The sequence below is a fragment of the Actinomadura bangladeshensis genome, assembly GCF_004348335.1.
GTDB classification, from domain to species: domain Bacteria; phylum Actinomycetota; class Actinomycetes; order Streptosporangiales; family Streptosporangiaceae; genus Spirillospora; species Spirillospora bangladeshensis.
In genome coordinates, this window is sequence record NZ_SMJW01000239.1 from 1 (window position 1) to 11,858 (window position 11,858).

At 70.8% G+C, this 11,858-nt stretch carries 13 protein-coding genes; 5 read left to right on the plus strand and 8 right to left on the minus strand.

Annotation, left to right across the window (positions count from 1 at the left end; translation table 11 throughout):
• Window positions 1-141: 141 nt before the first annotated feature.
• Window positions 142-567, minus strand: a complete 426-nt coding sequence (locus tag E1284_RS32220; protein WP_131943934.1) for a YybH family protein — start codon at window positions 565-567, stop codon at window positions 142-144.
• 136 nt (window positions 568-703) lie between these two features.
• Here E1284_RS32220 and E1284_RS32225 point away from each other — a divergent pair, with 136 nt between their 5' ends.
• A complete protein-coding gene (locus tag E1284_RS32225; RefSeq protein ID WP_243714881.1) occupies window positions 704-982 on the plus strand; it encodes a winged helix-turn-helix transcriptional regulator in 279 nt (92 codons plus the stop codon).
• Here the strand turns inward: E1284_RS32225 and E1284_RS32230 are convergent.
• The 3 genes from E1284_RS32230 to E1284_RS32240 are packed head-to-tail and all read right to left on the minus strand — an operon-like array spanning window position 979 to window position 3,174.
• A complete protein-coding gene (locus E1284_RS32230; RefSeq protein ID WP_131943936.1) occupies window positions 979-1,725 on the minus strand; it encodes a tRNA(His) guanylyltransferase Thg1 family protein in 747 nt (248 codons plus the stop codon). The two genes, E1284_RS32225 and E1284_RS32230, sit on opposite strands and share 4 nt — an antisense overlap.
• Window positions 1,712-2,179: an ATP-binding protein gene (locus E1284_RS32235; protein WP_131943937.1), complete on the minus strand. Its 468-nt coding sequence runs from the start codon at window positions 2,177-2,179 to the stop codon at window positions 1,712-1,714. Before E1284_RS32235 ends, E1284_RS32230 begins: the two co-directional genes overlap by 14 nt.
• The gene (locus E1284_RS32240; RefSeq protein WP_131943938.1) at window positions 2,179-3,174 is read right to left on the minus strand and encodes a nitronate monooxygenase; all 996 of its coding nucleotides are present in this window, start codon (window positions 3,172-3,174) and stop codon (window positions 2,179-2,181) included. Before E1284_RS32240 ends, E1284_RS32235 begins: the two co-directional genes overlap by 1 nt.
• Before the next feature lie 155 nt (window positions 3,175-3,329).
• Here E1284_RS32240 and E1284_RS32245 point away from each other — a divergent pair, with 155 nt between their 5' ends.
• From E1284_RS32245 to E1284_RS32255, 3 genes are all read left to right on the plus strand, one after another.
• Entirely contained in the window at window positions 3,330-4,238 is a 909-nt protein-coding gene (locus E1284_RS32245) for a 2-hydroxyacid dehydrogenase (RefSeq protein WP_131943939.1), read from the plus strand.
• A gap of 339 nt (window positions 4,239-4,577) precedes the next feature.
• Window positions 4,578-5,405, plus strand: a complete 828-nt coding sequence (locus E1284_RS32250) for a TNT domain-containing protein (RefSeq protein WP_131943940.1) — start codon at window positions 4,578-4,580, stop codon at window positions 5,403-5,405.
• 4 nt (window positions 5,406-5,409) lie between these two features.
• The gene (locus tag E1284_RS32255) at window positions 5,410-5,781 is read left to right on the plus strand and encodes a hypothetical protein (protein ID WP_131943941.1); all 372 of its coding nucleotides are present in this window, start codon (window positions 5,410-5,412) and stop codon (window positions 5,779-5,781) included.
• Window positions 5,782-5,800: 19 nt separating this feature from the next.
• Here the strand turns inward: E1284_RS32255 and E1284_RS32260 are convergent, their stop codons facing one another.
• The 4 genes from E1284_RS32260 to E1284_RS32275 all read right to left on the minus strand — a co-directional run bounded on the left by E1284_RS32260 (window position 5,801) and on the right by E1284_RS32275 (window position 10,890).
• A complete protein-coding gene (locus tag E1284_RS32260) occupies window positions 5,801-6,895 on the minus strand; it encodes an NAD(P)-dependent alcohol dehydrogenase (protein WP_131943942.1) in 1,095 nt (364 codons plus the stop codon).
• Window positions 6,896-6,905: 10 nt separating this feature from the next.
• Window positions 6,906-8,153 carry a cytochrome P450 gene (locus E1284_RS32265; RefSeq protein WP_131943943.1) on the minus strand — a complete coding sequence of 416 codons (1,248 nt, stop codon included), beginning with the start codon at window positions 8,151-8,153 and terminating at the stop codon, window positions 6,906-6,908.
• A 114-nt stretch (window positions 8,154-8,267) separates the two neighbouring features.
• On the minus strand, window positions 8,268-9,035 hold the full coding sequence (locus E1284_RS32270) for a crotonase/enoyl-CoA hydratase family protein (protein WP_131943944.1): 768 nt from the start codon (window positions 9,033-9,035) through the stop codon (window positions 8,268-8,270).
• Between the two features lie 94 nt (window positions 9,036-9,129).
• Window positions 9,130-10,890: an acyl-CoA dehydrogenase family protein gene (locus tag E1284_RS32275; RefSeq protein ID WP_131943945.1), complete on the minus strand. Its 1,761-nt coding sequence runs from the start codon at window positions 10,888-10,890 to the stop codon at window positions 9,130-9,132.
• 105 nt (window positions 10,891-10,995) lie between these two features.
• Here E1284_RS32275 and E1284_RS32280 point away from each other — a divergent pair, with 105 nt between their 5' ends.
• Window positions 10,996-11,679 (plus strand): ABC transporter C-terminal domain-containing protein, encoded by a 684-nt coding sequence (locus tag E1284_RS32280; protein ID WP_131943946.1) that lies wholly within the window; start codon window positions 10,996-10,998, stop codon window positions 11,677-11,679.
• The last annotated feature ends 179 nt before the right edge of the window (window positions 11,680-11,858 follow it).

The window sequence follows — 11,858 nt, forward strand, 5'->3', positions numbered from 1 at the left end:
ATCCCCACGCTCGCGCAGATCAACCGACCCGCCGAAGACACCACCGACCAGACCAGCCCTGCTGACCAGGAGAAACACGCCGCCTAACGATCACAGGCCCCGGTCCCGTTTGACTTGACACCTACCGGTTCGACGTCCTGGTCATCGCCGGGCGGCTGTTGCCGCTGCTTGGGGTAGGGAGGCGGGGGCCGTCGCGGTGCCGAAGGGGTTGTCGATTGTGTAGCGCCAGTGGCCGTCTGGGCAGCGGCGGGCTACGTCGGTGGCGGTGCCTTCGATGTGGACGGGGTTGCCGTCGCGGTCCTTGCCTTCGATCAGCCAGTCGACGATGAGGAGCGACAGGTCGTCTGTCGTGTAGATGTGGCGCGGGACGACGGTGATCGGCACGCCCAGCGACATGAATTCGGCATTGGCGGCGTGGGCGGCCCCGCCGGTCAAAGGCGTGCCGGGAGTGGGGACGAAGACCGCTCCTTCCGCGTACATCTCCTCGACCGCTGACGGGTCACCGGAGTTGAAGCGTTCGGCGAACACGTGCGGGACGTCCTCGGGACGGTCGGCGAAGCGCGGCATCGGGTGTCCTTCGGGTAGACAGGGTGGGGACGCGGCAACGCTAGGAGGCGCTTTCGTGACTCACCAAACGGTTGGCCACCCGGGGCTGCCAGACGACCCGCGCGCCGCCGTGACGGAACCGACCCCCTCGTGCCCGGTGGAGATCACGCTCGACGTTCTGCGCGGACGCTGGATGACGCTGGTCATTCGGGAACTGCTTCGTGAAGAGCTATCGTTCACCGAGCTGCGGCAGGCGCTGCCCTCACTTTCGGACAAGGTGCTGGCCGACCGCCTGGCGCATCTCGTCCAATGGGGAGTGCTGGAGCGGCGCCGCCAACCCGGATGGCCGCCCCGTACGCAATACGCCCTCACGCCGCACGGCCGGCGTCTCGGCCCTGTTCTGCAAACCCTCTGGGACTGGGGAAACGAGCTCTAGTCCGCCTCCAGAAGCGTCCGGACGAAGTCCCGATAGGCGCGCTTCATCGGGAGGTCGCGATCGACGTGCACACGGCGCCGGGTGGTGGCCACCTCGATGCCCCGTATCGGGTCGTGGCCGGACTTCTCGTAGGTCTCCCACCAAAGCCCCACGCCGCGGCGCTGCCATGCCGGGACGTCGTTGAAATTGATTCCGCGCGTGTAAAGGAGTTCGTTCTTCGCCGAGACCGAGGTGCGTTCGAGTTCGCGAGTCGCCTGCCGGGCGGAGCGGCCCTCGTTGCGGAGCGTCCAGTAGCACCAGCCGTTCAGCGCGCAGCGGGCGGCGTCGGCTTGGCGCCACGAAAGGTAGTCGACGACCTCGTCCAGGGTCGTGCCCATCCAGATGCGGCTGTCGAACGCGACGGGTTCGCCGGCTGTGTGGGTGAACGCGGCGGTCGCGATACTCGCCGACATGGAGACGAGCTTTTCCACCTCGCGGCCGAACAGGTCGAACGACGGGTCGAGCACGACGGAGATCTCGTCGCTCTCGGTGTAGGCGTAGCGGCCGCCCAGGTCGCTGAGGAGTGCCTTCGCGGTGTCCGCCATCAGTGCCGAGAAATGCGGGTCGAAGGGCTTGTCGAAGCGGGTCTCGGTGAAGCGGGAGAAGGAACGCCCGTCCACGCGGACGACCGTCCACGCACCCGGGAGCAGGGTCAGGGAGTGGAACCATTCGCGGGCGCGCATCCGCGACTCAAGGTCCTTCATCGGTCATCTCTCTGATGTCGAAACCGCCGTCGGGGGTGGGGACGACTGTGAACAACGTGTCGAAGCCGTCCGACGGGCGTGGGCGGCGAAGGCGTTTCAGGGTGGCATAGACGCCGACGTCCGGCACCTGGGTTTCGGGTGGGCGGACGGCGTTGCGGCGCATCGAGAGTGCGATGTCCGGCGGGAACCAATAGCCGATGATGTGCGCGTGGTGACGCCGGCCCACGGTGATGAGCGGTTGCCATTCGTCCGGGGACGGATTCGTGTTGTCGACCGCCACGTCACGGTCTTGTTCGAGGGCCTCGGATATGAGCCTCAGCTGGCGTGCCTGCTTGCGCCGGGCGCCCCTCGGGAAGAGGTCCTTGCTGACGTGGACGTGTCCGGCCAGATGCCGGCGGTAGAACGTCGTCTTCCCGGACGCCTGAAGGCCGATCAGTATCGCCAACTCGGGCATCAGCGTGGTGTCAGGGCACGTACCAGGTCGGCGGCAGGGCTTTCGGTCGTCCGGTGGAAGGATTCGCCCGCCCACAGGTTGACACCCTCCGGATCGCCCTGGGCGGCGGACGCCTTGCGTAGGGGCGATGTCACGTAGTGGACGTCCGGGTAAGCGGCCGGTGCGTGCGGCGAGTGTTCGGTGAGGAAGCGGTTGACCAGGCCACGGGCGAGCCGTCCGCTGAAGGCTCGGGTCAGTGCGGTGGAGGTGAAGCGCGGGTCCGCCAAGGCGGCCTTGTGTATGGCGCTGGCACCGCTCTCCGGGCAGCGGACGAAGGCCGTCCCCAACTGAGCCGCGACCGCGCCCAGGCCGAGCACTTCGGCGACGTCGACGGACGAGGCCAGACCGCCGGCGGCGATCAGCGGCTGGGACGTCATCGCGCGCACCGAGTGCAGCAGCACCCGCAGCGGCAACGGTTCGTCGGACGTGTTCGTGAACGACCCCCGATGCCCGCCCGCCTCGGATCCTTGCAGGCAGAGGGCATCGGCTGCGGACGCCTGGCGGGCCTCGTCCACGGACGTCACGGTGACGATCACCACCACGTTCCGGGACTGGAACGCCTCGATGACGTCCGAAGACGGGCACCCGAACGTGAAGCTCACGAAGGCGGGCGGGTCGGAGAGGAGGTCGGCGACCTTCGCCTCGTAGGCGTCGTCGCGGGCGGCCGGGGTGCCGGGCGAGACGCCGAGGCGTTCGGCTTCGGGTGCGAGGCGGTCGCGGTAGGCGGCGACCTCGGCGGGGTCGATCTCGTCCGTCGACGGCATGAAAACGTTCATCCCGAACGGACGGGACGTCAGTTTCCGGGTCGCGGCGATGTCGGCGCGCATGGCTTCGGGCGTCTTGTATCCGGCGGCGAGGAAGCCGAGGCCGCCCGCCTCCGACACGGCGGCGGCCAGTTCGGGTGTCGACGGCCCGCCCGCCATCGGCGCCTGCATGATCGGGATGTCCGTCCACATGGCGTTACCTCGTCTCCGGTCGGGCGGACGCGGTCGCGGCGGCCGGCGGCGAGGCCGTCCGGTGCGGGTCCCCGGGACTCGTCCTCATGATCCGCACGATAATCCGAGGGGAGGACCGGGCGCCGACCCGGGGGTCACCGGAGGAGAGGGACGGCATGCGGGTGCTGCTGCACTACGACATGGAGCACGAGGAGCCCGATCTCGACATCGTGAGCTGCTCCGAGCAGGACGACGCGCGGTTCGCCGAGCTGCTGCCGGACGCCGAGGTCATCTGGCATGTGCTGCGTCCGCTCACAGCCGCCGACATGGACCGGGCACCGAAGCTGAGGCTGATCCAGAAGCTCGGCACCGGGGTCAACACGATCGACCTGGACGCGGCGAAGGAACGCGGGATCGCGGTCGCGAACATGCCGGGTCAGAACGCGCAGGCCGTCGCGGAGACGTCGCTGCTGCTGATGCTCGCGGCGCTGCGCCGGGTCGTCCCGTTCGACGCGCGGACGCGGCGCGGCGAGGGCTGGCCCGCCGATCGGGGGCTGGTCGGCGGGGAGATCGCCGGACGGACGGTCGGGCTCCTCGGCGGCGGCGAGATCGCCACCCTGCTGCGCGGCATGCTGGCGGCGGTCGGCGCGAACGTCCTGTACACGTCGCGGCGGCCGCGGCGCGACGATCCGTCCTGGCGGGAGCTGGACGATCTGCTGCGGGCGAGCGACATCGTGTCGGTGCACATCCCGCTGACCGACGAGACCCACCACCTGCTGGACGCCGAGAGGCTCGCGCTGCTGCCGAAGGGCGCGGTCGTCGTGAACACGGCGCGCGGCGCGGTCATCGACGAGGCGGCGCTGGTGGACGCGCTGACGTCGGGCCGGCTGGGCGGCGCCGGGCTCGACGTCTTCGAGAAGGAGCCGGTGGACGCGTCCAACCCGCTTCTGACCTTGGACAACGTCGTCGTCATGCCGCACGTCGCCTGGCTGACCCGCGAGACCTGGGACCGGTACTTCGCGGTCGCCGCGGAGAACTGCCGCCGCCTCGCCCGAGACGAGGACCTCCTGCACCGCGTCGTCTAGGACGGCGGCGACCGCCCGTCCGGCCTCGCGTCCGCCGCCGGGTCCATGCCGCCGCAGTGCCTCGTGTCCACCGGAACGCGGGGAGACGCCTGAAACGCCAGGATTTCGCGATTGTCCAGATGTCGCGTTGTTTTGTCCGCCATTTTTGGTCAGCCGTTGTGAATGATCGGCCGCTCGGTTGGCCGTCGGCCGGGAACCGTCGGATCGACGAGCGGACCGCCGTCGCGCCGGCGAAGCATTTTCATGACCTCGACCGCGTCTTCCGATGACGCACCCTTCGCATATCGGCTGGTCCGCTCCGCCAAAGCGAGAACCACCCGAGGCACATCAGGAGTGCGAATGCGGTTTTTCAGACGCGGCGCCATCCCGGCGGCGACGCTCGGCCTCACCGTCCTGCTGGCGGGAACCGCGCAGGCCGCCCCTTCCACCGGTGAGCCGCCCCGCACGGGGGCGTGCGCCGGCCCGCCGGCGGGGAGCGCCGCGGAGATCATCGAGCAGGCCGCCGACTGCTCTGGCCAGGCGCAACGACCCCAGGCGGTGCTGGCGACCGCGCAGGCCGCCGCAGCGGCCGCCAAGGCCGCGCTGCACGCCCGCCCGCACGTCTGCGGGCCGCCCTACGTCAACGGGGATCCGCGGCTGGGGCCCGTGCATCTCCCGCGAACCGGCTACTTCGGATATCTGCTGCGCGGCTACAAACGCTACGGCGGCCTGGCACCTTCGACATTCCTGTACCAGTACTGGGACGAGGCCAAAACGCCCACGCCCGACTGGCGGTACCCACCGGACGACGGGTTCGTCCACCAACTCAAGGACATCAACAGCCGCCCGGCGCGGTACAAGGTGGCGCTTCGCATCGGTCAGTTCATCGACCGTTTCGGCGGGGAATCAGGAAAATTCCTTTCCCCCGGCGGCGCCTCCTTCGGGTCGCGCGCCCTGCCGCCGAACAGCCTTAACACCCGCGCCGACGACCCGTCGCACCTGTGCAACTACCACCTCTACCGTGTCAGCAAGAGGTTCTCGGTCGACGCTGGACCGGCCGAACCTGCGTTCCAGCAGCCGGGCCACGGGCTGCAGTACGTCCTCACGGGCGCCTACGTCCCCGGCGCACCCAATCCGCTCAGCGTGAAGTGGCTGGCGGACAACGGATACCTGCAGCGGGTCTACTGACGGGGTGGACCGTTACGAACTCGCGGCGGCGCTGGCCCGCGCCGGTCTCCGCGAGTACGAGATCGAGGGCGTGCATGAGCCCTCCCGGCGGCCCAGCGACTACCTCTACCTGCGCAGGGAGGGGGACCGCTGGGCCGTCGGGCACCGCGAACGCGGCGAGCACGTCGTCATCCGCCGGTTCACCGGCGAGGACGAGGCATGCCGCTTCTTCTACGACCTCGTCACGTCGGCGGTGCCACCCCCGCCACCCGAACCATCGGCCGTCTCGGATCCGCGGCTGCTCGAACGGCTGGAGCGGGGCCGGCGTGACGCGTGGGACGACTACCGGCGGAGCCGCCGCGCAGCGGACGGCGAGCCGCCGCCGCCGTCCCAGTGAACCGCGTCCGGCCGCCGTGCTACGGGATCAGAACCGGCTTCACGACCTTGCCGGACGTCGTGTCCTGCTCGGCCTGGTTGATCTGGTCGAGCGGGTAGGTCGTGATGAGGCGGTCGAACGGGAACCGGTCCTGCCGCCACAGCTCGATCAGCTTCGGGATGAACGTCTGCGGGACGGCGTCGCCCTCGATAATGCCCTTCACCGTCCGGCCCATTAGCAGCAGGTTCGCATCCAGGGTGTACTCGGCGGCGCCGACGCCGACGAGGCCGCAGACGCCGGTGGTGCGCAGCGACGCGACCGCCGTCGCGACGACCGCGGGGACGGCGGTGGTGTCGAACGAGTACTGCACGCCCTCGCCGCCGGCGAGCGCCCGGATCTGCCCGGCGATGTCGTCGTCCGCCCCGTTCAGGACGTGGGTGGCGCCCAGCTCGCGGGCCAGGTCGAGCCGCGACTCGTGCAGGTCGACCGCGACGATGGTGGTGGCGCCGGCGACCCGCGCGGCCATCACCGCGGCCAGCCCGACCGCGCCCGCGCCGAACACCGCGATGCTGTCGCCCGCGCGGACGCCGAGGGAGATCAGCACCGAGCCCGCGCCCGTCTGGATGCCGCAGCCGAGCGGTCCGAGCTGCTCGATCGGGACGTCGCGCGACACCGGCACGACGTTGCGGACGGTTCCGAGCGCGTGGCTCGCGAACGACGACTGCCCGAACCAGCGGGTGTGGACGGCCTCGCCGTCGCCGGTGGTCGCGCGCGGCCGCCCGTCCAGCGGCATGGCGAGCATGTTGAGCGCCATCATCTGCGGGCACGCGCCGGGGTTCGCGGCGCGGCAGTTGTCGCACGTCCCGCACGAGTCGAACGACATGACCACGTGGTCGCCGACGGTGATCCCGGTGACGTCCGGGCCGACCGCCTCGACCACGCCCGACCCCTCGTGGCCGAGCACGACGGGCTTGCCGACCAGGTCGCCCGGCACGCGGCCGAGCATGTCGGTGTGGCACATCCCGGTGCCCGCGATCTTGACGAGGACCTCGCCGGAGCCGGGGTCGGCCAGGTCGAGGGACTCGATCGTGTAGGGGGCGTCTGCGGCGCGCAGCACCGCGGCGTTGATCTGCACCAGGAATTCCTTAGGCGAGGGAGTAGCGGATCGGAAGGCGCTTCAGGCCGCCGACGAACGTGGTCGCGATCCCTTCCGGCGTCCCGGCGATCTCGATGGAGCGCAGGCGCGGCAGGAGCTCCTCGAAGAACGCGCGGATCTCCATGCGGGCGAGCGCCGCGCCGAGGCAGTAGTGGACGCCGAAACCGAACGCGAGGTGCTTGTTCGGGTCGCGGCCGACGTCGAACCGGAAGGGGTCGTCGAAAACGTCCTCGTCCCGGTTCGCGGACGGGTAGGAGAGCAGGACGGCGTCGCCCTCGCGAATCGTCACGCCGCGCAGTTCGTAATCCCGGGTCGCGGTCCGCATGAACTCCTTGACGGGCGTCACCCAGCGGATCATCTCGTCCACCGCGAACGGCATCAGCTCGGGCTTGTCGCGGAGCCGTCCGAGCTGGTCAGGGTGCTCGATGAGCGCCCGCAGGCCACCGGAGATCGTCGCACTCGTGGTGTCGTGACCGGCCGTCGCGACGATGACGTAGTAGGACGCGGTGTCGAAGTCGTTCAGCGGCTCGCCGTCGACCCGCGCGTTCGCGATGGCGGACGCGAGGTCGTCCGTCGGGTTCGTGCGGCGCGCCTCCGTCAGCTCCTGGAAATAGGCGAAGAAGTCGAGCAGGACCTGCAGTTTCTCCTCGTTCGTCGCGCCGCGCTGGAACTCGTCGTCATCGCCGCCGAAAAGCTCCTGCGTCAGCTTCAGCATGCGGCCGAAGTCGCTCTCCGGAAGGCCGAGCAGCGACAGGATGACGTACAGCGGGAAATGGACGGCGACCTCCCGCGCGAAGTCGCATTCGCCGCCGAGGTCCACCATCCGGTCGACGTAGCGTTTCGCCAGTTCCTTGATGCGCGGTTCCAGGGCCCGCATGGCGCGCGGCCGGAACCAGTCCGCGCCGATCGCCCGGATGACCCGGTGGTCGGGGTCGTCCATGTGGATCAGCGTGCGCAGCGCGATGCCCTGCTCGGCCCGCTGCCGGTTCAGCTCGTCGAACTCGGCGGTGCCGAGCAGCGGGCGCGGCGCGTTGCGGAAGATCTGGTGGTTGCGCTCGATCTCCAGGACGTCCTCGTTCTTGGTGATCGCCCAGAACGGGGTGTAGCCGGGGGCGTCCACCCAGTGCACCGGCGACTCGCGGCGCAGCAGCGCGAGCGACTCATGGAACCGCCGGTCGTCCGCGTAGGCCTTCGGGTCGGCCAGGTCGAGGCCCGCCCGCTGCACGGTCAGCGTCATCGCTCCGCTCCTTGATCGTGACTGCCGCCACCCAGGAACCTACGGGCCCGAATCCGGTTCGGTCAACGCTGCCGGGCCGGACGGCGCTCGCCGGGCACCGTCCGGCCGGGGCCGCTAGAGGTCGGTGAAGTCGCCGTGCCGGCCGCGGCCGTCCGCGAACCGGGCGGCGCCCTCGACGGCGTCGGCGAGCGACCCGATCCCGTGCCGGTACTCGATGGCGATCGCCTCGTCCTCGGGACGTCCCTCCGCGTCCAGCGCGGACCTGCGGTCGTTGCGCAGGCAGGTCTGCGGGAACCCGGCCAGCTCCGCCGCGAGCGCCTCGGCGGCCTCCCGCGCCGTGCCCGCCGGGACGAGCCGGTTCGCGAGGCCGATTTCGAACGCCTCCCTCGCGCCGACGGGACGCCCGGTGAGGATGAGGTCCATCGCGCGGCTCGCGCCGATCAGCCTGGGCAGCCGGAACGTGCCGCCGTCCACCAGCGGGACGCCCCAGCGGCGGCAGAAGATCCCGAATGTCGCGTCCTCCTCCACGACCCGGAGGTCGCACCAGAGGGCCAGCTCCATCCCGCCGGCGACCGCGTGGCCGGCGACGGCCGCGATCACCGGCTTGGACAGCCGCATCCGCGTGCAGCCGAGCGGGCCGTCCGCCGGTGGCGGATCGACGCGCGGGCTGCGCTCGGTGCCGATCGACTTGAGGTCGGCGCCGGCGCAGAACGTCCCGCCCTCGCCCCACAGGACGGCGACGCTCGCGCCGTCGTCCGCGTCGAACGCGCGGAACGCGCCGGCCAGCTCGCGCGCCGTCGTCCCGTCCACGGCGTTCCGGCTCTCGGGCCGCGACATGATCACCGTCGTGACGCCCCCGTCCCGCTCAACGCGCACCGCCACACGTCCTCCCAATCCCCGACGACCGAGCCGCCACCGCGTTGACCTGCGGCGTGTTGTTGTTTTCGACGCGCTCATAACAACAACACGCCGCAGGTCAACGTATCTGGAAGGCGCCGTCGGCGAGGTCCTTGAAGCGGTCCAGGTCTTCGGGCGGGGTGTCGATCGCGCGGAGCGGGCCGGTGTCGGCGAGGTGCGTCCGGGCGTAGAGGCGGGCGACGAGCGCCTTGCGGTCGGCCCCTGAGTCGGTGCGCTCCCAGCCGGCCTGCTCCAGCAGCAGCGCCGCCGCATACACGTCCGCCATGTACTGGGCGAGGGGGAAGAGCCGCGCCTCGGCCACAGTCCGGTCGAGGCCGCGCCACGTTTCTATGGCCTGCCGGAGATGCCCGATGCGGTCGTTGACCAGGTCGGCGGTCGCGTCGTCCCCGCCCGGCGCCTGCTGGACGGCCTGGGTCAGCCGTTCGAGGAACGGCTCGTGCGCGTCCTGCCGCTCGATGGCGCGGCGGACGTCCAGGCACAGGATGTTGTCGCCGCCCTCCCAGATGGGGTTGACCTGGGCGTCCCGCAGGATGCGCGCCACCGGCCACTGCTCGATGTATCCGTTGCCGCCGTGGATCTCGATCGCGTCGCTCGCCGCCGTCACGCCCAGCCGGGACGCCCGCAGCTTGATCAGCGCGGCGCCGATGCGGAGGCGCGGCCGTCCGAGGTATCCGTCGAACACGAGCGCCTGGGCCGCCTCGGTCTCCACGATCAGCTCGGCGAGCTTGCGCCGCATGAGCGGCTGCTCGATGAGCGCGGCGCCGAACGCCTCCCGCGCCCCCGCGTAGCACAGCGACTCGACCAGCGCCCGCCGCGCGCACCCGAGGCCCATCATCGAGATGCCGAGGCGCGCCCCGTTCGTCAGTTCCATCATGCGGGCGAGGCCCTTGCCGTCCCCGCCCTGGCCGGCGCTCGAGGACGGGGCCAGCAGGAACGCCTCCGCGTCGGTGAACTCGATCTCCGCCGACGCGACCGACTTCGTGCCGAGCTTGTCCTTGAGCCGCCGGATCCGGACGCCGTTGCGCGCCCCGTCCCGCCGCTCCTTCAGGACGAGGAACGGCGCGATCCCCCGCACCCCGTCGGCGGCGCCTTCGGACTTGGCCAGCACCACGAACGCCGACCCGTTGGCGTTGGACGCGAACCACTTGAGCCCGTTGAGCCGCCAGGCGTCGCCGTCCTTGGACGCGGTCGACTCCAGCGCGCCGAGATCCGACCCGCCCGACCGTTCCGTCAGCATCTGTGCGGCCTCGCCGGACATCTCCCCGGCCGCGAACAGCTCCCGCACCCGCTCCTTGACGTCCTCCGGAGCGAACATCTCCGTCAGCCGCACGACCATGTCGCCGCCGGTGCCGAGCGCGCACGCCATGCCGATGTCGGCCTGGTCGAGCAGGTAGCTCCAGGCCACGCCCAGCGGCGCGGCGTCGACCCCGTTGGCCTTCGCCTCCGCGACGAAGTCGGGCCGCGTGAACGACGTCGCGACGAGATCCCGCCGGGCCGCCTCGAAGGACGGCGGCATGACGACCTCGCTGACGTCGCGTCCCCACCGGTCGTACTTCTCCAGCCGCGGCGGGTTGCGATCGGTCTCCTCGGCGCGCTCGGCGATCGGCCCGCCCATCAGGGCGCCCATCTCCTTCAGCCGCGGCTCGGCCCAGCCGAACCCGTCCCCGAGGTGCCGCCGCATGAGGAACCGCAGCGTGGGGTCGCAGTCGTACCAGTTGCGGCCCACCGCGCCCCGGTAGCGCTCGGTCGCGTACCGGCGCGCCTTCTCCGCGTCACCGAACGGCAGCCGGTCGAACGGCTCGATCAGATAGGACGTCATACCATCGGACATTACACTTTCTCATCACATGATGGAAGTCTGTAAGGAATCGTGGGGCGAACGATCATGCCGATACCCTTTTGCCCGGTCACAGGGGGTGGGCTGGTGTTCGGGATCTTCAAGCGGCGGCGCGAGGACGAACTGGCGCAGATCGAAGCCGAGATCACCGCGTTCGGCGAGGAACTCGCCCGGCTGCCGCTCGACCCGGACGAGCACGGCGCCGACCCCGACCTGATGGCCGACTACGCCCGCGCCCTGGACGCCTACGACCAGGCCAAACGCAACTTCCTCGGCGACCGCGACCGCGCGGACGCCGCCGACGTCCTGCGCACGCTCGACGAGGGACGCAGCACGCTCGCGCGCGTCAACGCCGTCCTGTCGGGCCGTCCCCTCTGCTTCTTCGACCCGCGCCACGGCCCGTCCGCGCAGCGCATCGCCTGGGCGCCGCCGGGCGGCGCGCACCGCGACATCGACGTGTGCGCGGCCGACGCGATCCGGCTCACCGAGGGGCTGCCGCCGATCGCGACGGGCGTCCGGCCGGCGCCCGCGCCCGCTCGCCCGCGTCCCGCACCCGCGAAGACCGCGCCCCGGCCCGGTAAGCGGCCGGCGCCGTTCAAAGTGGCGCCTCCCGGACTCGGCACCAAGCACCACGTCAAAGGGCGAGGCGATGGCGAAGCACTGCTTCGGCGACCCAAATGGGACGTGCCGTCGATTCTCGTCGTCCGGCTCCACGGGGGCGGGAAGGTAGAACACGTCCGCCAAGGAAGGTCTCAGCGCCTAGTGCGGTGACCACAAACGTCCACCGGGTTGGGTGACACGCCGGCCAGGGGCTGGGACGGGGAGGTTGATCGGCTCCACCCTCGATGACGACAGGTCGTTATCGAGAGAGGGGCGGGCTGGTGGCAGAGCCAGTCAGAGCACGGCGGTTGACCCAGGACGAGGGGCGCCGGCTGCAGCAGATCATCCGG